Genomic DNA, 21,539 nt, shown 5'->3' on the forward strand with positions numbered 1-21,539 from the left:
GCGGTGGTCCCCAGCAGCGCGGCCATGACGACGGCGGCCAGCACCGACCTCCAGCCCGTGCGCGGGCCGATGGTCAGGGGAGCGATGGGACGGTAGGGGATCATGATGTCCTCCTTCGATGGTTATGACCGGCCCTGTCCCGCATGAACGGCCCTGTCCCGCATGAACGGTGCGGGGCAGCAACGGTTGTGCGGGTTCGGGCCGCTCCTGGACAGGAAGGTTGCCCTGCGGTTTCCAGCCTGCCCGGCGGGTCTGGGACAGCGCTTTCGCCCTCCTGTGCAGCGGCTGTGGAAGTTTCGCCGGTCAGCGAACTTAAGGACGATCCCCGGCCTGCTGTGTTCTGATGGGAACCATGGAGTCCACTGCGCGCGAGTCCGCATCGACGTTGTCCCCAACAGCCCAGTCCGACCAGGCGCAAGCCCTGATCAACTGGGACCTCGCTGCCTCTGCCGCGGCGAGGCTGGCTCCGGCCGGGCCCGTGCTCGACGGAAAAGCCATCGGGGAGGCGGTGGACAGCCTGCGCCGGCTGGCTGACGCATCCGTGCCGCACGTCCACGAAATCACCCGGCTGGAAGCGGCCCGCGACCTGCGCGACTCCTCCGTGCTGGTGGTGGACCGGGCGTCCTGGGCCAAGGCCAACACCCAAAGCTTCGCGGTGATGCTCAAGCCCGCCATGCAGAAGATGCTGGACACCCGGCGCGGAAACCTCAGCCCCGCGGCCGCCCAGGTCAGCGGCGCCATTACCGGCAGCCAGTTGGGGGCCGTCCTTGCCTTCCTGTCCAGCAAGGTCCTGGGCCAGTACGATCCCTTTGCGGCCCTGGCGGAGAACTCCACGGCCCCTGCTGCCGGCCGGCTCCTGCTGGTGGCGCCGAACATCGTCTCGGTGGAGCGCGAACTCAACGTCACGCCGGAGGATTTCCGGCTCTGGGTGTGCCTGCACGAGCAGACGCACCGGGTGCAGTTCGCGGCAGCGCCGTGGCTGCGCCACCACATGCTGGAGCAAATCGACGAACTCAGCGGGCACCTCCTGGGCAACGTCGATTCCCTGATGGAGCGTGCCTCGGCCGCCGCGCGTTCGCTGAAGGACCGCTCTGCCAGCGGAAACACGCCGGGCCGCGGCGCCATCCTGGACCTGCTGCAGGACCCCGAGGAAAAGGCCGCCATCTCGCACCTCACCGCCGTGATGAGCCTGCTCGAGGGGCACGCGAACGTGGTGATGGATGCCGTGGACGCGAGCATCGTGCCTTCCGTGAAGACCATCCGGCAGCGTTTCAACGACCGCGGCAAGGACCGCGGCGTGATCGAGAAGTTCATCCGCAGCCTCCTGGGCCTGGACGCCAAAATGCGCCAGTACTCCGACGGCGCCCGCTTTGTCCGCGCGGTGGTGGACGTGGCCGGCATGGAGGGCTTCAACAAGGTGTGGGACTCGGTGGACCACCTTCCCACCGAGCCCGAGATCCACGACGCCAAGCTGTGGCTCGACCGGATGGGCCTCTAGTTGCCTTCAGAGGTACCGGTGGGCGCCCCGGCGGCTGAAGGACAGGGTGCGCGGAGCGGCCGACGCCGGCCCGGCAGGTTGGCGCCCGTCGTTGGCACTTCGCGCAAACTGCTGCAGAACGCCCTGGCCGGGGCCGGCTACCCACGCCACGTCCTCGTAGCCTGCAGCGGCGGGCCGGACTCCCTGGCGCTCGCCGCCGTCGCCGCGTATTTTGGCCGCCGCGGACACGTGGACGGCCACCCGCTGACCGTTGGCGCCGTGGTGGTGGACCACCAGCTGCAGGAGGGATCGGGCGATATTGCCGCCCGCACGGTGGAAGCACTGCAGGATTTGGGCCTGCATCCGGTGGAAATCCGTACCGTTACGGTGGCCGGTACCGGCATGGGCCCCGAAGCCGCCGCCCGTGAAGCCCGGCATGCCGCGCTTGAGGCCGCAGCCGCAGACCAGGGCGCGGAGGCAATCCTGCTGGGGCACACCCTGGACGACCAGGCCGAACAAGTACTGCTGGGCCTGGCCCGCGGCTCCGGCACGCGGTCCCTCGCAGGGATGCGGCCGGCACGTCCTGGAACCGGAAATGCCGTCCTCCTGCGCCCCTTCCTGGAACTCCGGCGAGCGGACACCGAGGAAATCTGTGCCGTGGAGGAATTGGATCCCTGGCACGATCCCACCAACTCCGATCCCGCCTTCGCGCGGTCACGGACCAGGGTGGAAGTCCTCCCGCACCTTGAGGAAAAACTCGGTCCCGGCGTCGCAGAATCCCTGGCCCGGACAGCCGCCATCCTGCAGCTGGACGCCGACTACCTGGAGGATGTGGCGGAAAGCACCTACGCGTCCCTGGTGGAACGGGACGGCAGCGGACTGGGCCTGCCGGAGGAGGCGCTGCGGGCGCTGGCACCGGCCATCAGGTTCCGTGTCATCGCCAAGGCAGCGGCCGACGCCGGCGGGCAGCAGCCCAGCTACCGGCGCCTTTTGGCGGCAGAAGGGCTGCTCCGGCGGCAGGGCTCGGCCGGACCGGTGGAGCTTCCCGGCGGCGTGAGTGTGTACCGGTTGTCACTGGCGCAGCTGGAGGAATCGAAGGACGCGGCCGCTCCCGGGGCTCCGGGCGGCGCCGCTTCCGTTCCCCGCGAACCCGCGCGCTGTGGGAAGCTTGTATTCCGGCCTCAAAAACCGCCCGCAAAATAGTCGCACCCCGCATCTAAACAGGAGCCATTGGTGGATTCAAACGACGTCCAGGCAGATCTCAAGCACGTTCTCTACACCAAGGAACAGATCCAGCAGCGGATCACCGAACTCGCCGCGCAGATCGACAAAGACTACGAAGGACGCGAAATCCTCATTGTTGGCGTCCTCAAGGGCGCCGTCATGGTCATGGCTGACCTGGCCCGGGCACTGCACAGCCACATCTCCATGGACTGGATGGCCGTTTCCTCCTACGGCTCGGGTACGCAGTCCTCCGGCGTAGTGCGGATCCTCAAGGACCTGGACACCGACCTGATGGGCAAGGACGTGCTGATCGTCGAGGACATCATCGATTCCGGCCTCACCCTGTCCTGGCTCAAGACCAACCTGGAATCCCGTGGCACCGCGTCGGTGGAAATCTGCACCGCGTTCCGCAAGCCCACCGCCGCGAAGGTGGAGATCGACGTCAAGTACGTGGGCTACGACATCCCCAACGAGTTCGTGGTGGGCTACGGCCTGGACTACGCGGAAAAGTACCGCAACCTGGACTTCGTGGGCACCCTGGCGCCGCACGTCTACGAGTAACCCCTTCCGCGCGAACATGGCGGTTCACGGCAATGTTGCCGCCCGGGACTGCCATGAAATGCCATCCCGCAGTGGCCTTGGTGAGGTCCGGGAAGCGTGAGCAGCAGCGTGGGCATCCGGGACGTGGCGTGGAAACCGGCGTCCCGGCCTCCACGGTTCCGCGTCCTCAATGACGTGCCTTTCGCGCGGTCAGTCCCGAAACCCGCGGGAAAGTACGGACGACGGCGGTCGGGCTGGGCTACGGCCCCAACCGCCTGGCGCCCGCCCTCTTTTGCTGCAGTGACCGCTCACGCGTGGATCCGTGGGGCCCGCCCCGCACCGGGATATCGCAGCTTTGACGCGGCATTCTGCGGACTGCCGCACCATCTACGCCCACAGGGAACTTTTGCTTTTCGCTATGCGTGATTTACTCCGGACGGTGTATAGCTAGAAGCTGACGCAGCACCATCACGCGCGCAGACTACTCGCCGTGAAGCACTACCGGAAGGGACGGGGCCAGCCCCCGAACAGATGAAAGCTAAGAACTTCTTCAAAGGCCCGGGCATCTGGATCGTCGTTGTGGTCGGTCTGCTCCTTGTGGCTTTTGCAACGCTCGCCCCCGGCGGTGCGGCCCGGATCGACACGGACAAGGGCCTGGAACTGCTCTCCAGCAACAAGGTGGAGCAGGCCAAGATCTTCGACGGCGAGAACCGCGTTGACCTCACGCTGAAGGACAACCTGCAGGTGGACGGGCAGGACAAAGGCAAGAGCGTCCAGTTCTTCTTCGTCGATGCCCGTGCGCAGGACGTGGTGAAGGCTGTCACCGACGCCAAGCCCGCACAGGGCTTCACCGACCAGCCGATCGAAAGCAACTGGTTCTCCGGCCTGCTGTCCCTCCTGATCCCCGTCATCCTGCTGGGCGCCCTCTTCTGGTTCCTGATGACCCGCATGCAGGGCGGCGGCTCCAAGATCATGCAGTTCGGCAAGTCCAAGGCCAAGATGGTCAGCAAGGACATGCCGCAGGTCACCTTCGCTGACGTTGCAGGTGCCGATGAGGCCGTGGAGGAACTCCAGGAAATCAAGGAATTCCTGCAGGAACCGGCCAAGTTCCAGGCCGTGGGCGCCAAGATCCCCAAGGGTGTCCTGCTCTACGGCCCCCCGGGCACCGGTAAGACCCTGCTGGCACGCGCAGTTGCGGGCGAAGCAGGGGTTCCCTTCTTCTCCATCTCGGGCTCCGACTTCGTGGAAATGTTCGTCGGCGTCGGCGCCTCCCGCGTCCGCGACCTCTTCGAACAGGCCAAGGCCAACTCGCCGGCAATTATCTTCGTGGATGAGATCGACGCCGTCGGCCGCCACCGCGGCGCCGGCATCGGCGGCGGCAACGACGAACGCGAGCAGACCCTCAACCAGCTGCTCGTGGAGATGGACGGCTTCGACGTCAAGACCAACGTGATCCTCATCGCCGCCACCAACCGGCCCGACGTCCTGGACCCGGCCCTGCTGCGCCCCGGCCGCTTCGACCGCCAGGTGTCCGTGGAAGCGCCGGACCTGATCGGCCGCGACCAGATCCTGCAGGTGCACGCCAAGGGCAAGCCGATGGCTCCCGGAGTGGACCTGAAGGGTGTGGCGAAGAAGACGCCCGGGTATACCGGCGCCGACCTCGCCAACGTCCTCAACGAGGCCGCTCTGCTCACCGCGCGTTCCAACGCCAACCTGATTGACGACCGCGCCCTGGATGAGGCCATTGACCGCGTCATGGCCGGCCCGCAGAAGCGCAGCCGCGTCATGAAGGAACACGAGCGCAAGATCACCGCCTACCACGAAGGCGGCCACGCCCTGGTGGCGGCGGCCCTTCGGAACTCCGCTCCGGTCACCAAGATCACCATCCTTCCCCGCGGCCGCGCCCTTGGCTACACCATGGTGGTCCCGGAAAACGACAAGTACTCAGTGACCCGCAACGAACTCCTGGACCAGATGGCCTACGCCATGGGAGGCCGTGTTGCTGAGGAGATCGTGTTCCACGATCCCTCCACCGGTGCTTCCAACGACATCGAAAAGGCCACCGGAACCGCACGCAAGATGGTCACCGAGTACGGCATGAGCGAACGCGTCGGTGCTGTCCGCCTGGGCCAGGGCGGCGGCGAACCCTTCTTGGGCCGCGACGCAGGGCACGAGCGGAACTACTCTGACCAGATTGCCTATGTGGTGGACGAGGAAGTGCGCCGCCTGATCGAGCAGGCACATGACGAGGCCTACGAAATCCTCACCGAGAACCGGGACATCCTGGACTACCTCGCCTTGGAGCTGCTGGAGCGGGAGACCCTCAACCAGGCCGAGATTGCCGACATCTTCCGTGACGTCCGCAAGCGGGACTTCCGCGAGGTGTGGCTGTCCAAGGAAACCCGTCCCGTCCAGCTGACCGGACCGGTGGAGAGCCGCCAGGAGCGGGCTGAACGGGAAGCGCAGGAGGAAGCGAAGAAGGCGCGCCTTGACGAGCCGCTGGACGCCCAGCCGCCGCACCCGCAGGGCGTTTCGGAGGATGCTCCGTTTCACGGAGGCACCCCCGACTCGGGGCCTGACACCCTTCGCGGCTAAGCTTTCCTTGTGACTTCCTTCGACGACGACGACGTTTCCGCCTCCGCCGCCTACCCGGCGGAGGACGGTTCCCACCACTCCAAGAGCGAAAAGGTGGACCGGCCACGGATTGAGGCGGCCGTCCGCGAGATCCTCCTTGCCATCGGCGAGGACCCGGACCGCGGTGGCCTCGTGGACACCCCGAAAAGGGTTGCGAAGGCGTACGCCGAGGTGTTCGCCGGACTGCACCATGATCCTGCGGACGTCCTGTCCACCACCTTCGACCTGGACCACGAGGAACTGGTCCTGGTCAAGGACATCCCCTTCTACTCCACGTGCGAGCACCACCTGGTGCCGTTCCATGGGGTGGCCCACGTTGGCTACATCCCCTCGCACGACGGAAAGGTGACCGGGCTGAGCAAGCTGGCCCGGCTGGTGGACATCTACGCCCGCCGCCCCCAGGTACAGGAGCGGCTGACTACCGAAATTGTCGAAGCGATGGTGCAGCACCTCAAACCCCGCGGTGCGATCGTCGTCGTTGAATGCGAGCACATGTGCATGTCCATGCGCGGCATCCGCAAGCCCGGAGCGAAGACCGTCACCAGTGCGGTCCGCGGGCAGCTTCATGACCCGGCCACCCGTGCCGAAGCCATGAGCCTCATCCTCGGAAGGTAACCACACACCATGGATTCACTCGCTGCAGCCCCTGGAACGGGGCCCGCTACGTCCCCGCTGCCCATCCTGCGCAAGCCCCGCCCGGCTGCCCGCTTTGAGGACCTCCCCACCGGCCGCACCCTGGTCATGGGCATCCTGAACGTCACCCCGGATTCATTCAGCGACGGCGGCAAGCACGCGACAGCGGACACCGCCATCGCGGCAGGCCTGCGGATGTTCTACGCCGGTGCGGACATCATCGACGTCGGGGGCGAGTCCACCCGGCCCGGCGCCGACGACGTTACCCCGGACGAAGAGCAGCGCCGCGTCCTGCCCGTGATTGAAGCCCTGGTGAAAGCCGGCGCGCTGGTCAGCATCGACACCACGCATGCCTCCACCGCAGCCGCTGCCCTGAAGGCCGGCGCGGCCATCATCAATGACGTCTCCGGGCTGACCATCGAACCGGAGATGGTGGAGCTTGTGGCGGCCTCCAAGGCACCCTATGTCCTCACGCACCGCCGGGGCGACGCCCGGACCATGAACTCGCTTGCCGAATACACGGACGTGGCCGGGGAAGTCGTGGCGGAACTCGCAGGAGTACGGGACAAGCTCTACGCAGCCGGTGTCAGCCGGGAACAGATCATCATCGATCCGGGCCTGGGGTTCGCCAAGAACGACGCCCAGAACTGGGAACTGCTGCAGAACCTGGACCAGCTGGACAGCCTGGGCCACAAGGTCCTGGTGGCTGCCTCCCGCAAGCGTTTCCTCGGTACCCTGCTTACGGTGGCCGGGAAGTCTGCTGCTCCTGACGAGCGGGACAGTGCCACGGCCGCAATCACAGCCATCAGCGCCTACCGCGGGGCCTGGGCCGTCCGCGTGCACGACGTCGGTTCCAGCCTTGACGCGGTCAAGGTGGCTGCGCGCATGGCGGCGGCACCCACAACACAAGCCGTCCCCAAAACGCAATAGGGCCGGGGGACCCATGGACAGGATTGTGCTGACTGGAGTGACCGCCGTCGGCCACCACGGTGTCTTCGATTTTGAACGCCGGGAGGGCCAGCCCTTTGTTGTGGACGCCGTGCTCTACCTGGACTTCACTGAAGCGGCGCAATCCGACGACGTCCGGGACACCGCCCACTACGGTGAGGTGGCGCAGCGTATTACCGACTGGATCACCGGGGAGCCCCTGAACCTCATTGAGGCACTCGCGGTGCGGATCGCCGACAGCCTCCTGGCCGAATTCACGCTCCAGGCCGTGGACATCACCGTCCATAAACCGCAGGCGCCCATCGAGGTCCCCTTCGGTGACGTGGCCGTTACGGTCCACCGCGAGCGGGTTCCCGCCGCCCCTGCGCTGTCCGGTGCGCAGGCATGAACGGGATCTACACCAAGGCCGTGCTGGCCCTGGGCAGCAACCTTGGTGAACGGAACGAGACCCTGACGGAGGCTGTGGCGGACCTGGTGGATCCGCCCGAAGTGCGGCTCCTTGCCGTCTCTCCCATAGTGCAGACCAAGGCCGTGGGCGGACCTGCCGGCCAGCCGGACTTCCTGAACATGGTCATTACCGTGGAAACCAGCCTCACCCCTGCCGAACTGCTGGAACATTGCCAGGCCGTGGAGAACAAGCACCTCCGCGTCCGCGAGGTCCGCTGGGGGCCGCGGACGCTCGACGTCGACATCATCACCTACGGTGAGCTCCGCAGTGACGACCCCGCCCTGACCATCCCCCACCCCCGGGCTGCGTCACGTGCTTTCGTCCTCTACCCGTGGTCACTCATCGAACCCGCCGCCACGCTGAACGGTGAACGGATCAGCTCCTTGGCAGTCCAGGCGGATGATTTCAAGGACCTTGCCCCGTTCGACGGGTTCGGGGACTTTGACGGAATGCCGACGGCGGGAGCGGTGGAGGAGAGATGAAGCCCATCAACCCGCTGCGCCTGCTGCTGATCTGCGTCATCCTTGCCATCGCGGGCTGGTCGGCCACGGTTGTCACCAGCCGGTACAGCATGGCCACGCCTGTCCTGCCTGCCACCGCGCTGGCCACCATGGGCGTCATCGTCATCATCACCCTGATCCTGGGTATCCGGATCCTGAGGTGGCGGAACAGCCACCAGCCCAACAGCAAGACGAAGAAGACGCAGCTGGATCCCCTGCTGGCCGCCCGGACCCTGATCCTGGCGCAGGCGTGCGCCTACGCCGGATCGGTGCTGCTGGGATGGCATGTGGGCATCTTCCTGGACCAGTTGCGGATCTGGAGCCTGCGCAGCGACCAGGGCATCACCTGGCTCGCCCTCGCCATGGCGGGCGGCGGCCTGGTGATGATCGTGGTGGGGCTCGTCGTGGAGCGGTTCTGCAGGATCCCGCCGGAAGACGGCGACACCAACACGGTTGACGGGAAGAAGGGCCGGCCTGCCCGCGGGGAAGCCGCTGGGGAAGGCGAATATGCGTACCGAGGCGATTGACCCGCCGGGTATCAACTGGCAGCGGGTGTCACCGAAATACGTCACCGTCCGCCTGGTGGAATGGGCGTTGGCCAACATCGCCGCCGTACTGGTCCTGTCCGCGCCGCTGGTATTCGTCCTCCTGGGATGGTGGCGGTGGCCGCCGCTGTGGCTGGCCATCACTGTTCCGGCCGCCACCCTGCTGCTTGCCTTATGGCGGCTTGTCCTCATCCCCCGGCAGGTCCGGGCCATCGGCTACGCCGAGCGCGACGAGGACCTCCTGGTCAGGAGCGGCATCTTCTTCCAGCGCACCATGGCCGTCCCGTACGGACGCATGCAGTATGTGGACATCGCCGTGGGACCTGTGGAGCGGAGCATGGGCCTGTGCACCGTCAAGCTCCACACAGCGTCCCCCGGCACCAATGCGCGCATCCCCGGCCTCCCGGCGTCGGAAGGCGCCCGGCTCCGGGAACAACTGGCCGCCCGCGGCGAAGCCAGGCTGGCAGGACTGTGACCACTGACGGCCAGCTGCCCGGCCCGGCGCTGCCGCCTGCCGGTACCGGCCCGGAAGCCACGGGAACGCCCGACGGCGAATGGCTGCGTGTGCATCCCGCCTCACCTTTCGTCCGAGGCTGGGTTGCATTGGCCGCCATCACGTTCTTCTTCGGCCGCGACCTGTTTGAGCGGACACTCCAGGGCCAGCCCGTCTTCGAGGACGGGTTCGCCCGCCGTGCACCATGGCTCCTCGGCGGCGGCGCCGCCGTGCTGGCCGTGGCAGTCCTGGGGTTCGTCCTGACCTGGTACTTCACCAAGTACCAGGTCTCCGGCGGCTATGTCCGGGTCAACACCGGTCTCCTCTTCCGCCAGCACCGGCAGGCACGCCTGGACCGGGTCCAGGCAATTGACATCGTGCAGCCCCTGCTGGCCCGCATCTTTGGCCTGGCCGAACTCAAGTTCGAAGTTGCCGACGCCGGTGAATCCGCCGTGCGCCTGGCGTACCTCAGGATCGACGACGCCCGCCAGCTGCGCGCCACCATCCTGGCCCGGGCCTCCGGTGCTGAGGCAAGCTTCGGTGCGGTCCCGGCGGCCGGCATCAACGCCGCGGCGCGTTCAGGTCCCGGCAGCCCATCGGCGGCGTCCTTTGGCCCGCCCGCACCTGAGGCGCCCGAAATCCAGGTACTCAGCGTGCCGCCGTCGCGCCTTGTCGGATCGCTGCTGTTGAGCGGGCAAAGCTTCTTCATTGTGGTGGGCGGCTTCGCTTCCGTGGTCCTGTCCGCGCTGACGGACAACCGCGCTTTCTACTTCTATCTGGTACCCGCAGCGCTGGGCCTTGCCGCCAGCTACTGGAACTTCTTCAACAAGGGCTACAACTTCACCGCGGCCGTCTCGCCGGACGGCATCCGGTTGCGCTACGGCCTGCTGGACACCCAGGCGCAGACACTTCCGCCGGGCCGGATCCAGGCTGTGAAGATTGCCCAGCCGCCGCTGTGGCGTCCGTTCGGCTGGTACCGGATGCAGGTGAACGTTGCCGGTTACGGGGCGTCCGGCAACGCCGTCGAAGGCAACACCCGGACCATCCTCCTGCCGGTGGGCAAGTTCGCCGACGTCCTCGCCATGCTCTCGCTGGTCCTGCCGGACCCCGGAACGGAACGCCCTGCGGAGGTGTTCGCGGCGGGGCTTATGGGCAGCGGTTCCGACGGCGGGTTCACCACCACGCCCCGGCGGGCCCGGCTGCTGGCGCCGCTGGCCTGGCGGCGGAACGGGTTTGCCGCCACGGACACGGCACTTCTGATCCGCTCCGGGCGCTGGTGGCGGGACCTTGTGCTGGTGCCCCACCAACGCACGCAGTCACTGGCGATCCATCAGGGGCCCGTGGCGCGCCGGTTCCGGGTGGCCGATCTGGTCCTGCACACGACAGCCGGTCCCGTTGCCCCGCGGCTGACCCAGGCGGGGCTGGACGAGGCCAGGCAACTCTTCGACGAGCAGTCGGCGCGGGCGCGGCTGGCCAGGAAGCGGCAAACCACCGAACAATGGTTGCGGCAGGTCGTTCCGGCAGTGGAACCCGCGGCCGTGCCGGACACACCCGTCCCCGGAGCGCCGCACCCTGGGACACCAGCCAGTGAAGCCCGCACCCATTACCAACAGGAAGGCCAGACGCATGGCTAAGCCCGGACGCCTCGGCGTCGGAATCATCGGCGCCGGCAAGGTGGGCGCCGTGCTCGGCGCGGCCCTGCGCGCCGCCGAGCACGCCGTCGTGGGAGTGTCAGCCGTCTCCGACGCCAGCCGGGACCGGGCCGAGGCACTCCTTCCCGGCGTGCCCATCCTTGAAGTGCAGGACATCGTGGAACGTGCGGAACTGGTGCTGCTGGCGGTGCCCGACGACGCGCTGCCGGACTTGGTGGAGGGGCTGGCGAAGCTAGGCGCCTGGCAGCCGGGGCAGCTCGTGGCACATACCTCGGGCCGGTTCGGCGTGGGCGTGCTGCATCCGGTCCGTGCCGCCGGGGCCGTGCCGCTGGCGCTGCACCCGGCCATGACGTTCACGGGCATGAGCCTGGACCTCACCCGGCTGCTCGACTGCACCTTTGGCGTGACGGCCGATGCCGCCATGCTCCCCATCGCGCAGGCGCTGGTGGTGGAGATGGGGGCGGAGCCTGTGGCCATCGCCGAGGCGGACCGGACGCTCTACCACGCGGCCCTGGCCCATGGTTCCAACCACCTGGTCACCTTGGTGGCACAGGCGTCGCAGCTCCTGCGCGAGGTGGGAGTGGAATCACCCGAGCGCATGCTGGGTCCGCTGCTGCGCGCCACCCTGGAAAACGCGCTGGCCTCGGGGGAGTCTGCGCTGACCGGGCCGGTGGCCCGCGGGGACGTGGGCACCGTTCGTGCGCACGCTGAGGCGTTGCGGGAGTTCGACGGCGGCGGGCACGGTGACGTGCTCGAGGCCTACCTTGCAATGGCCCGCGCCACTGCCCTGCGCGCTGAAGGGCGCGGCCTGCTGAAACCCGACCAGCTGAAGGGGCTGCGCGAAGCCCTCGATTCGAAGGAAGACTGAATGCCCATTCAACTCGTCACCACCGTGGCTGGCCTGAAAGCCGAAAGCGCCCGTTTGCTCGGCGCGAAACAGGGTGTTTCCCAGGGGCTTGTGCCCACCATGGGCGCACTCCACGAAGGCCACGCAACGCTGGCGCGCACCGCCGTCGAGCAGAACGATGTGGTGGTGGCCAGCATTTTCGTCAACCCGCTGCAGTTCGGCGATGCCGTTGACCTGGACCGCTACCCGCGGACGCTCGACGCGGACCTCGCCCTGCTCGAGGAGCAGGGCGTTGACCTCGCGTTCGCGCCCTCCGTGGACGAGGTCTATCCCGGTGGTGAACCCCTGGTGCGGATCACTTCCGGCCGCCTCGGGGATAAGTGGGAGGGCGCCTCGCGGCCCGGCCACTTTGACGGCGCACTCACTGTCGTGGCAAAACTGCTGCACTACGGCACACCGGCGGCCGGCCTCCCCGCCGGCCCTGCGGGTTCTGCCGCCGGCAGCCTGCCGGCGTACCGGGCCTACTTCGGGCAAAAGGACGCCCAGCAGCTGGCCCTGGTCCGGCGGATGGTTTCCGACCTGAACTTTCCGGTGGAGATCGTGGGCGTGCCAACGGTGCGCGCAACGGACGGGCTGGCGCTGTCCAGCCGGAACCGCTTCCTGTCCGACGCCGAGCGGGACGCCGCGCTGGTCCTGTCCAGGGCCCTGCGGCTGCTGGAGGAAAGGGCGAACGCCCATGAGCCGCTGGACCTCGACTCCGCGCTGGCGATGGTGGAATCGCAGCCCCTGGTCTCGCTGGACTACTTTGACGTAGTGGACCCGGGCACCCTTGAGCCGCTGGCGGAGAACTGCCGGGAAACGCCCTTCCGCGGCGAGGCCCTGGCGCTCATCGCCGCCAAGGTGGGGCCGGTGCGCCTGATCGACAACGTGCCACTGAGTTCGTAACTGCTGCTCATAGCTGCCGCGTGAGCCCGGCGCACGCCCGGGTGCCCCGTTACAGGCCTGAGTGGTCCCGGTTGATCATGAGCTGTTCGAGCAGCGCGCGTTCAGGCCTGCCCGGGTTCCTGGCGACGCAGCGGCGAAGGCGGGCCCGGGCGAGTTCTTCACAGGGATCCTGGCCGCCAAGCAGCTCATCGATGATTTCCTGCGCCTGCCACCGCAGCGACTCGATAGCGAACTGCCTGACCTCTTCGGGCGTATCACTGGACATCCAGGGATCCGGATCCGACGGGACACTTTGGAACATCCGCTCTGCTGACATTGGGGCCTCCTTGCTCCAAACCGGCGGACCCTTGGGCGCGCCTTGCGGTGTTCTAAAGAACTGCGTAGGAGAAACACTACAGCGGGCAAGACCGGTCTGTCTCCCCTGAAGTAGACTCCAAGTCCTATGAGCACAGAGGCGAAGGTCCCGATATCCGATTCCTCTTCCGTGGCTCCGGCGGCGGAGGGCAACACCAATTCCGTGGAGCGGATCCTCTCGGTGGCCTACGAGCTGTTTTCGCGCAGGGGAATCCGGGACGTGGGTGTCAATGAACTCATCGAGCGGTCAGGCGTGGCCAAGGCCACCTTCTACCGGCATTTCCCGTCAAAGGACTCGTTGGTCCTGGCCTTCCTGGAGCAGCGGGACAAACTGTGGACTGTTGAAGCGATCGTGGCCCAGGCCCGGGGCCGGGGACAGACGCCGGTGGAGCGGCTGCTGGCAATCTTCGATGTCCTGGGGGAATGGTTCCGGCGCGATGACTTCGAAGGGAGCACCTTCACCCAGGTCCTGCTGGAGATGGGACCGTCCCACCCCTTGGGGCAGGCCAGTATCAACTACCTGGCAAAACTCCGGAGCCACGTACAGGCGTTGGCCGAAGAAGCCGGGCTTGTGGACCCGGACGGGTTCGCGCGTTCCTGGCAGATCCTGATGAAGGGTTCCATCATCTCGGCAACCGGCGGTGACCTGGACGCCGGGAAGCGTGCCCAAGAGATGGCTGTCTGGCTGATCGAGCACCACAGGGCATAGCGGCTGGCTCTCCAGGACGGGCTTCAGCACCGACCGTGACAGCCTACGGCCGGGCCCCTATGGCGTCCGGGAACAGGGCGAATGAGGTGGCGAGGAATTCGGCCCAGACTGGATCGCTGGTAAGCAGGTCGTTGAGGTCCACGTATCTGGCGTCGTCTGGTTCCCACTGCGGAAGGTCTTCGGGGTGCGGGTCGAGGCACCGGCATTCACGGGGCACGGCCCACTGCGGCCATTGCGGCCAGGTTCCTGGTGGCCAGGGGGTTGGTTCGGCATCCTGTTGTTCGGCGTTGTAGTGCCTGCCTGTTGGTGAGGTCCAGCCGGGCGGATTGTTTTCGGTTGCGGGGTCGGGTGTCCATGGGCTGTGGTGCTTGAGCCGGTGGTGTTTGGGGCAGAGCTGTGCGAGGTTGCTGACGTTGGTGGTGCCGCCGTGTTCCCATGCTTTTAGGTGGTCGGTGTCGTTGTCGGGGGTGCGGTTGGTGCAGCCGGGAAAGGTGCACTTGGCATCCCGCATCCTGATCCAGCGTTTGATGGTTTCGGTGAGCCGGTAACGTGTGCGGCCGATTTCCAGTGCTGCCCCGTTGCGGGGGTCGACGAGGACCCGGTAGAAAGAGTCCGCCCCGTCCGCGACCAGCCGCCGTGCCACGGATGCCGGGATCGGCCCGAAACCATCCAGTACGGCGGCCTCGTCGGTGAGGCCGAGGAGCGAGAACACCGGCACGATGACCAGGACATCGGCCCGCGGCGCAGGGACCTGCCCGACCGCCGAGGGATTCCCGGTCTGTGTGGTGTTCCCAGCCCCCAGCAGCAGTGATGCGGCGATGTCGGGGCGGAGTTGGGTGAGGGTGCGGGGTTCGTCGGGGCCTTGGAGTCCGCGGGCGGTGGCGGTGGTGCGGTTCCAGATCGCGCAGGCGGTGTCCCCGGGGAGGTAGAGGGAGACCCAGGCCATGCCGTTCTTGTCGGGGGTGTATTCCATCCGCCGGTCAGCTACCCCTTTTACATGGCGCTTCTCGATCGATTCCGGATGGTGGCGTTCCCGCCAGCCACGGACCTTGGCCCGGAACCGCGACGGAACAAGGTCACCAGGGGCCGCGCCGCGGGCGGGGTGGGGTGCGTCGGGGTCGAAGAAATGCGCCACCAACGCCAGGGCGCCCTCAGCGGCGAGGCCTTCGGTTTCGTCCGCAACGATGCGGGCGTGCTGCCACGAGATCGCGCCCGCGGCCAGGGCGTTCATGACGGGCGGCAGGGAGCAGATCCGGCGTGAGTGCTCCATCAACGCCCCTGCTGCCGCGGAGCTGACGGTCAGCACTCCGGCGATCTCCTCCACGGCCGACATCTCCGCATAGGTCCGCTCATGCACTGGGGCGTCCGGGGCCAGCAGTGCGTGCTGGATCTCGACGGCGTCGGCAACGTCGCGGGCCTTGACTGCGGCGAGGTGCGCCTCCAGCCGGGCCGCAACCTCGAGCCTTTCCAGCCGGATCTCATACCGCCGCTGCAACACATCCACACCGGCACCCGCGGCGGCCATTGCAGCATTGTCAAGCTTCTGGTCCTCAAGAGTGAGCGCATCCAGGGCAGCAACAGAGGCACGAACACCCTCCAATGCCGCCCCAGCACCGCCCCTGATTCCCATACCGACATCATCCATCGACCCACTGACATTTAGGCCGGGAACCTTGGCCGCCCGAACGCCAAACGCGAACCGTTGAACACCACACCCACACCCACAGGCGCCTCGACCCGAAAACCCGTGCGCCGCCGTCGTGCGCATTCCCGCAGCGCAAATTCCTTCCCGTACCCCTAATACCTCGAGCGAAAGGCATCTGCGCAGCGCAGGTGCCGCAGCGCGCAGCAGCTGGCCCGGATACAGGGCAGCCGAATCAGATAGTCAGCTTGCTTATTACTTTTCTCTTTCCTAGGCTGGAAGGCGTCAGGCAATCAACTCTCGAGCGGGACCCGGCGCGCCCAAAGGCCTCCACTCCAGCGAGGAGGAACAATGTCAGAGCACAGCATCGCAGGCAAGAAGGTCGCATTCCTGCTGACTGACGGAGTGGAGCAGGTAGAGCTCACCAGTCCCTGGCAGGCAGTGAAGGACGCCGGCGGCGAGCCCACCCTCGTGGCGCCGAAGAGCGGCAAGCTGCAGGGCTACAACGGCACGGAAAAGGGCGACACCTTCGACGTCGACCTGACCGTCGCGGAAGCGAATGCCTCCGACTTCGACGCCCTGGTACTCCCGGGTGGCGTGGTGAACGCCGACCACCTTCGCGTCGACAAGGACGCCCAGAGCTTCACGCGGAGCTTCTTCGAGCAGCACAAGCCCGTGGCATCGATCTGCCATGGACCGTGGCTGCTCATCGAGGCCGGAGTCATCCGGGGCAGGAATGTCACGTCCTACTTCACGCTCGAAACCGACCTGAAGAACGCGGGCGCCAACTGGACGGACCAGGAAGTGGTGGTTGACCAGGGCCTGGTGACCAGCCGGAACCCTGATGACCTCCCGGCGTTCAACAACAAGCTGGTGGAAGAAATCTCCGAAGGCCAGCACGCAGGGCAGACCGCCTAAAGCAAATCCCTAATGTTCCCTCAGGGGTAAAAAGAACCCATGCGGAGGAATTACTCCAGCGGGTAGAGTGTTGGAATCTGCAGCGGCGCCGACCGCGCATCACTCTTAAAACACCCCTGAGGGAACACCCATGTCTACCGAAGTCTCTCCGAACGCCAGCGGACAACCCGCCCCTGACCAAGGACTCGGCGAAGGAATCCGCCAAGGAACCCTGCCCGCTGCCCCGGAGAAGATGTCCCGGGAGTCCGTGACCGTCATCAGCACGCTGCTGGTGGCGACGTTCGTGGTGATCCTCAACGAGACCATCATGAATGTTGCCCTGCAGCGGCTCATGGTGGACCTCCGGGTGGATGCACCCACCGTCCAGTGGCTGTCCACCGGATTCATGCTCACCATGGCCGTGGTCATTCCCACCACCGGCTTCATCCTCCAGCGCCTCTCCACGCGGGCCGTCTTCATGCTGGCCATGGGCCTGTTCGCGGGCGGAACAGCACTGGCCGCGGTGGCCCCCGGATTCGAGGTCCTGCTCCTGGCGCGGATCGTCCAGGCCGGCGGCACCGCCATCATGCTGCCGCTGCTGATGACCACCATCCTCACCCTGGTACCGCTGGCAAAGCGCGGCGCCGTCATGGGAAACGTGAGCATCGCCATCTCGGTGGCGCCGGTCATGGGCCCCACCGTCTCCGGATTGATCCTTGAGCATTTCACTTGGCGCTTCATGTTCGTCTTCGTCCTGCCCGTGGCCCTCGCCGCGCTGGCCATCGGTGCCAAGTACCTCACCAACGTGGGCGAGGTGGAGAAGGGCAAGCTGGACTTCCTGTCCGTAATCCTCACCGTCCCGGCTTTCGGCGGCCTGGTCTACGGGCTCAGCCAGATCGGCGGTGGCCACGGCGGCCAGGCGGGCCCCGGCGCCGGTGCCGTCGCGGCACTTGTCATCGGCGTCGCAGCGCTCACGATATTCGTCCTGCGCCAGGTCCGGCTCCAGAAGGCCGCCGCGCCGCTGCTGGATCTTCGCGCGTTCAACTTCCGGATGTTCACCGTCTCGGTCCTGCTGATGGTGGTGGCCATGATGGCGCTGTTCGGCGGCGTCATCCTGCTCCCGCTCTACCTGCAGGAAGTCCGCGGCCTGGGGTCACTCGAGACCGGCCTGGCGCTGCTTCCCGGCGGCCTGGCCATGGGACTGCTGGGCCCCGTCATCGGCCGTGCGTTCGACAAGGTAGGCCCGCTGCCGCTCACCGTCACCGGCTCCATCCTGATGGTGGTTGCCCTTTGGCAATTTTCAATGCTCGACGCCGGCACAGCGGTTTGGTGGATCATCACCCTGCACGTGGCGCTGAGTTTCGGCCTGGCGCTGCTGTTCACCCCAGCCTTCACCACGGGCCTGAACCCGCTGCCGCCGCACCTTTACTCCCACGGTTCCGCGATCATGAGCACCACGCAGCAGGTGGCCGGCGCGGCGGGCACGGCGCTGCTGGTGTCCATCTTCGCTGTGGTGAGTGCGGCGTCGGGACTCGTCGCCGGGATGAGTGCCGCCTTCATGACGGCAACCGTCATAGCCTTTGCCGCCGTCGTCCTGTCCGCGATGATGCGCAAGACCGAAGGTGCCGGCCCGGGCCACGGCGCAGGACATTAGCCAGCAGAGAAACACTGGCCGGCAAAGGACAATAGTCCAGCGCCGCACCGGCAGTACTTAGCCGGAGAAGAAGTCGCTCAGTTCCTTGATCAGCTTGTCCGGAGCCTTGATGGCGCCGTCGTGGCCGAAGCCGGGCAGGATGGTGTAGCTGGAGCCGGAGAGCACGTCGTGGATCTGGCCGCAGGCGATGCCGAAGTAGGCCGGGCTCTTTTCGCCCACCACGATCAGCGTCTCCAGGGGCAGTGCCTGGAACGGTTCGGCCGGCATGTCCGCGGCAATGATGGCCTTGATTTCGCGGACGCCGGTACGCATCAGCTCGCGCTGCTGCTTTCCTTCCGTGGTGCCCGCGGTCAGTTTGTTGGCGAGGGTCAGCATGGAGAGCGGCATGCGCGAGGAGAAGGAGCCGCCCGCTTCCAGGCCGCGCTGGATGACGGCCAGGGCGCGGTCATGGTCGCCGGCGGCGATGGCGCGTTCGTACTCGGCAATCCAGCTGGCAGTGACGCTGCCATTCACGGAGACTGCGGGATCGTAGACGGCGAGCCGTTCCACCGGGAGCGTCCGCGCGGCGTGCAGGGCAACTGCTCCGCCGAAGCTGTGTCCAAAGACGTCCGTGCTGGAGGTGTGCTTCATGACCGTGTCCAAGTCCCGGATGTCCACGTCCAGCGTGTAGTCCTCGGGCTGCGGCGACGACGAGCCGCGGCCGCGCCGGTTGAACGTGTGGACCGGCCGGCCCAGGGCGGCGCTCAACTTCTGGGCGAACTTCGTGTAGTCCGCGGCCGTCACCATGGAGGGCGGCACCACCACGACGCCGGACCCGGCCGACGCCAGTTCCGCGCCGGTGGAGAAGAGCTCAATCGTGCCGCCGTCGGGGGTCCTGATGTTCTCTCGCGTCATGCTCCGAGCCTAGCCGAGCAAGTGGTTGCAGGCATCCCGGAACCCGTCGGCTCAGGCCAGCCGGTCAATGAGGGACCGGCTCGCAGCGCGGATGGCCGGCAGCTTCCCGCCCAGCCCGCAGAGGATCAGGCCGGCATCGGCCGCCTGCATAGGCGAGTCCGGACCAACCGCCCCGTCCGCCCGGAGGTAGATCAGGGATTCGACCAGGCGGAAGGTGAAGTCGCCGCCGTCCGGTCCCGCCGCGGTGGCTGACAGGCCGCCGCCCAGCTCACCGTACAGGTGCCGGAGCTCCTGCCGGTCGTTCAGGAACCGGGCAAAGCGCGTACTCCGCACCTCCGGCAGGTGGTACAGGACGCCAAGGTTCCACCGGGCATTGCACAGCTGGGTGCCGTCATAAAGTGCGACGGCGTGCAGCCGGCTCCCAGCCGGGCCATCGGTTTCCGGGGTCCCGGCAGGGAGGGCCGCCACTGCGCGCGCGAACGTCAGGCCGCCGGACACCGTCCCCTCCAGCAGGTCCTCGAGGATGTCGTCCTTGGTTTTGAAGTGGTGGTAGAGGGACGACTGCCGGATTCCCACGGCATCCGCAATGGACCGGGTGGAGGTGCTGGCGAAGCCTTGCGTGGTGAAGAGCTCCGCCGCTGCGTCGAGTATTTCCTCGCGGGCGGTGGCACCTGGCCGCGAGGGCTGCTGGTGGCGGGGGCGGCCCGGTCCGGCTGAAGTCACGGCCCCATTCTTGCATTGCCGGGCGCGGCGGAAATGACGCCCGGACGTGGTGAGGGGACGGAAATCTGGCCGAAACAAGATGTCTATCCGCCTTTTACAGAGGCGAAACTGTTTGGGGACATCCCACTGGAAAACTATCAATTGACCGGTAATCAGCAGCCTTCGGCCGAGCGCTGCGGTGCCGGGAGGCTTTGCCCCCATGAACCCTTTCCAGCCCCGGAGATTCCCGATGACATCAACCGTCCTCCCCACCGTCCACCAGGACGATGCCGACCTGACGTCCCTTGGCTACCAGCCCACCCTCCACCGCAAGCTCGGCCGCTACGCTTCCTTTGCCGCCGGCTTCTCCTTCGTTTCCATCCTCACCACCATCTTCCAGCTCTTCGCCTTCGGCTATTCCTTTGCCGGACCCGCGTTTTTCTGGACCTGGCCCGTTGTCCTGGTGGGACAGCTGCTGGTGGCCCTGAACTTCGCCGAACTCGCAGCCCGCTACCCGCTCTCCGGAGCCGTGTACCAGTGGGCGCGCCGCGTCGGGGGAGAGGGCGTGGGCTGGTTCGCCGGCTGGTTCATGGCCATCGCGCAGGTGGTCACCGCCGCTGCCGCCGCCATCGCCCTGCAGGTGGTCCTGCCCCAGCTGTGGGACGGCTTCCAGGTGGTGGGCGGCGACCCCGCCCTCAACACCGTGACCGGGGCTTCGAACGCCGTGGTCCTGGGTGCCGTGCTCCTGGTGGCCACCACCATCATCAACTCGCTGGGCGTGAAGCTGATGGCGCACGTGAACTCCGTGGGCGTCACCTGCGAAATCGTCGGCGTCGCGGCTGTCATCCTGGCACTCGTCAGCGCCGCCCAGCGCGGACCGGACGTCGTTGCGGACACCACGGTGCTGCAGGGATCGGACCTCGGCGCCGTGGGAGCCTTCCTGGTCTCCGGACTCATGGCCGCCTACGTCATGGTGGGCTTCAACTCCGCCGGCGAGCTGTCCGAGGAAACCAAGGACCCGCGCCGCACCGCCCCACGGACCATCCTCTCCGCCCTGCTCATCTCCGGCCTCGGCGGCGCACTGATGATCATCACCGCCCTGATGGCCGCCCCCAGCCTGGACGACGGCCGCCTCGCCACCGAAGGCCTGCCCTACGTCCTCACCGCCGTCCTGGGCACCTTCTGGGGCAAGGTCCTGCTGGTGGACGTGGCCATCGCCATCTTCGTCTGCACCCTGGCAATCCAGACTGCAGGTTCCCGCCTGGTGTTCTCCATGGCCCGCGACGGCAAGCTCCCGGCGTCGCGCCTCCTTTCCTCCGTGCACCCCACCCGCGGCACCCCCATGTGGCCCTCGATCGTGATCGGCGCCCTGGCAGTGGGCGTGCTCGCCATCAACGTAGGCAACGCCGCCCTGTTCACCACCCTCTGCAGCGTCTGCATCGTGATGGTGTACCTCGCCTACCTCCTGGTCACCGTCCCGCAGCTCATCAACCGCCTCCGCGGCGACTGGGACCGGGTGGGACAGGCCATGCCCGCGGGCCTCTTCTCACTGGGCCGCTGGGGCCTGCCGGTCAACATCCTCGCAGTGCTCTACGGCGCAGTCATGGTGGTCAACCTCGCCTGGCCGCGGCCTGAGGTCTACGACCCTTCCGGTGAAAACGGGCTCCTCCTCTGGTCCGCGCCGCTGATGGTCACGGCCGTCCTGCTCCTGGGCCTCTGGGTCCGCGGCCGGAACCTCGCCGCGAAGGCCGGAGCGGCCAATCCCGGATCCCGCACAACATTCCACGACCTACAGGACTGA

21 protein-coding genes are annotated in these 21,539 nt (G+C 67.0%); 17 read left to right on the forward strand and 4 right to left on the reverse strand.

Features of this window, described 5'->3' with window-relative positions; translation table 11 throughout:
- Positions 1-352: 352 nt before the first annotated feature.
- The 13 genes from NMQ03_RS01220 to NMQ03_RS01280 all read left to right on the forward strand — a co-directional run bounded on the left by NMQ03_RS01220 (position 353) and on the right by NMQ03_RS01280 (position 12,886).
- Positions 353-1,498 carry a zinc-dependent metalloprotease gene (locus NMQ03_RS01220; RefSeq protein WP_255174035.1) on the forward strand — a complete coding sequence of 382 codons (1,146 nt, stop codon included), beginning with the start codon at positions 353-355 and terminating at the stop codon, positions 1,496-1,498.
- Between the two features lie 108 nt (positions 1,499-1,606).
- Positions 1,607-2,680, forward strand: a complete 1,074-nt coding sequence (gene tilS / locus NMQ03_RS01225; protein ID WP_255175711.1) for a tRNA lysidine(34) synthetase TilS — start codon at positions 1,607-1,609, stop codon at positions 2,678-2,680.
- 30 nt (positions 2,681-2,710) lie between these two features.
- Positions 2,711-3,262, forward strand: coding sequence for a hypoxanthine phosphoribosyltransferase (gene hpt / locus NMQ03_RS01230; RefSeq protein WP_041651844.1), 552 nt, complete (start codon positions 2,711-2,713; stop codon positions 3,260-3,262).
- 510 nt (positions 3,263-3,772) lie between these two features.
- Complete coding sequence (gene ftsH, locus NMQ03_RS01235) at positions 3,773-5,836, forward strand: ATP-dependent zinc metalloprotease FtsH (RefSeq protein WP_159634414.1); 2,064 nt, start codon at positions 3,773-3,775, stop codon at positions 5,834-5,836.
- Between the two features lie 9 nt (positions 5,837-5,845).
- Positions 5,846-6,490 carry a GTP cyclohydrolase I FolE gene (gene folE, locus NMQ03_RS01240; protein ID WP_159634411.1) on the forward strand — a complete coding sequence of 215 codons (645 nt, stop codon included), beginning with the start codon at positions 5,846-5,848 and terminating at the stop codon, positions 6,488-6,490.
- Positions 6,491-6,499: 9 nt separating this feature from the next.
- Positions 6,500-7,438, forward strand: coding sequence for a dihydropteroate synthase (gene folP / locus NMQ03_RS01245; protein ID WP_255174036.1), 939 nt, complete (start codon positions 6,500-6,502; stop codon positions 7,436-7,438).
- A 13-nt stretch (positions 7,439-7,451) separates the two neighbouring features.
- Complete coding sequence (gene folB, locus NMQ03_RS01250) at positions 7,452-7,844, forward strand: dihydroneopterin aldolase (RefSeq protein WP_255174037.1); 393 nt, start codon at positions 7,452-7,454, stop codon at positions 7,842-7,844.
- Positions 7,841-8,386: a 2-amino-4-hydroxy-6-hydroxymethyldihydropteridine diphosphokinase gene (gene folK / locus NMQ03_RS01255; RefSeq protein ID WP_255174038.1), complete on the forward strand. Its 546-nt coding sequence runs from the start codon at positions 7,841-7,843 to the stop codon at positions 8,384-8,386. Before folB ends, folK begins: the two co-directional genes overlap by 4 nt.
- Positions 8,383-8,931 carry a DUF3180 domain-containing protein gene (locus NMQ03_RS01260; protein ID WP_255174039.1) on the forward strand — a complete coding sequence of 183 codons (549 nt, stop codon included), beginning with the start codon at positions 8,383-8,385 and terminating at the stop codon, positions 8,929-8,931. The genes folK and NMQ03_RS01260 overlap by 4 nt, the downstream gene beginning before the upstream one ends.
- Complete coding sequence (locus NMQ03_RS01265) at positions 8,912-9,424, forward strand: PH domain-containing protein (protein ID WP_255174040.1); 513 nt, start codon at positions 8,912-8,914, stop codon at positions 9,422-9,424. Before NMQ03_RS01260 ends, NMQ03_RS01265 begins: the two co-directional genes overlap by 20 nt.
- Complete coding sequence (locus NMQ03_RS01270; protein WP_255174041.1) at positions 9,421-11,076, forward strand: PH domain-containing protein; 1,656 nt, start codon at positions 9,421-9,423, stop codon at positions 11,074-11,076. The genes NMQ03_RS01265 and NMQ03_RS01270 overlap by 4 nt, the downstream gene beginning before the upstream one ends.
- Positions 11,069-11,962 (forward strand): Rossmann-like and DUF2520 domain-containing protein, encoded by an 894-nt coding sequence (locus NMQ03_RS01275; RefSeq protein WP_255174042.1) that lies wholly within the window; start codon positions 11,069-11,071, stop codon positions 11,960-11,962. Before NMQ03_RS01270 ends, NMQ03_RS01275 begins: the two co-directional genes overlap by 8 nt.
- The gene (locus tag NMQ03_RS01280) at positions 11,963-12,886 is read left to right on the forward strand and encodes a pantoate--beta-alanine ligase (protein WP_255174043.1); all 924 of its coding nucleotides are present in this window, start codon (positions 11,963-11,965) and stop codon (positions 12,884-12,886) included.
- A gap of 49 nt (positions 12,887-12,935) precedes the next feature.
- Here the strand turns inward: NMQ03_RS01280 and NMQ03_RS01285 are convergent, their stop codons facing one another.
- Entirely contained in the window at positions 12,936-13,202 is a 267-nt protein-coding gene (locus NMQ03_RS01285; RefSeq protein WP_255174044.1) for a hypothetical protein, read from the reverse strand.
- Between the two features lie 126 nt (positions 13,203-13,328).
- On the opposite strand from NMQ03_RS01285, the gene NMQ03_RS01290 reads away from it, so the two are divergent.
- Positions 13,329-13,949, forward strand: coding sequence for a TetR/AcrR family transcriptional regulator (locus NMQ03_RS01290; protein WP_255174045.1), 621 nt, complete (start codon positions 13,329-13,331; stop codon positions 13,947-13,949).
- Between the two features lie 43 nt (positions 13,950-13,992).
- Here NMQ03_RS01290 and NMQ03_RS01295 read toward each other — a convergent pair whose 3' ends face one another.
- On the reverse strand, positions 13,993-15,579 hold the full coding sequence (locus NMQ03_RS01295) for an HNH endonuclease signature motif containing protein (protein ID WP_255174046.1): 1,587 nt from the start codon (positions 15,577-15,579) through the stop codon (positions 13,993-13,995).
- A 363-nt stretch (positions 15,580-15,942) separates the two neighbouring features.
- On the opposite strand from NMQ03_RS01295, the gene NMQ03_RS01300 reads away from it, so the two are divergent.
- Together NMQ03_RS01300 and NMQ03_RS01305 are read left to right on the forward strand one after the other, a co-directional pair.
- Positions 15,943-16,509, forward strand: a complete 567-nt coding sequence (locus NMQ03_RS01300) for a type 1 glutamine amidotransferase domain-containing protein (protein WP_056337507.1) — start codon at positions 15,943-15,945, stop codon at positions 16,507-16,509.
- Between the two features lie 130 nt (positions 16,510-16,639).
- Positions 16,640-18,142, forward strand: coding sequence for a DHA2 family efflux MFS transporter permease subunit (locus NMQ03_RS01305; protein WP_255174047.1), 1,503 nt, complete (start codon positions 16,640-16,642; stop codon positions 18,140-18,142).
- 57 nt (positions 18,143-18,199) lie between these two features.
- On the opposite strand, the gene NMQ03_RS01310 is transcribed toward NMQ03_RS01305, so the two are convergent.
- Positions 18,200-19,036, reverse strand: a complete 837-nt coding sequence (locus tag NMQ03_RS01310; protein WP_255174048.1) for an alpha/beta fold hydrolase — start codon at positions 19,034-19,036, stop codon at positions 18,200-18,202.
- Positions 19,037-19,087: 51 nt separating this feature from the next.
- Complete coding sequence (locus tag NMQ03_RS01315; protein WP_255174049.1) at positions 19,088-19,759, reverse strand: TetR/AcrR family transcriptional regulator; 672 nt, start codon at positions 19,757-19,759, stop codon at positions 19,088-19,090.
- A gap of 229 nt (positions 19,760-19,988) precedes the next feature.
- Between NMQ03_RS01315 and NMQ03_RS01320 the strand changes: the two genes are divergently transcribed.
- Complete coding sequence (locus tag NMQ03_RS01320; protein ID WP_255174050.1) at positions 19,989-21,539, forward strand: amino acid permease; 1,551 nt, start codon at positions 19,989-19,991, stop codon at positions 21,537-21,539.

It is taken from the genome of Arthrobacter sp. DNA4, from assembly GCF_024362385.1.
In the GTDB taxonomy this organism is placed as follows: domain Bacteria; phylum Actinomycetota; class Actinomycetes; order Actinomycetales; family Micrococcaceae; genus Arthrobacter.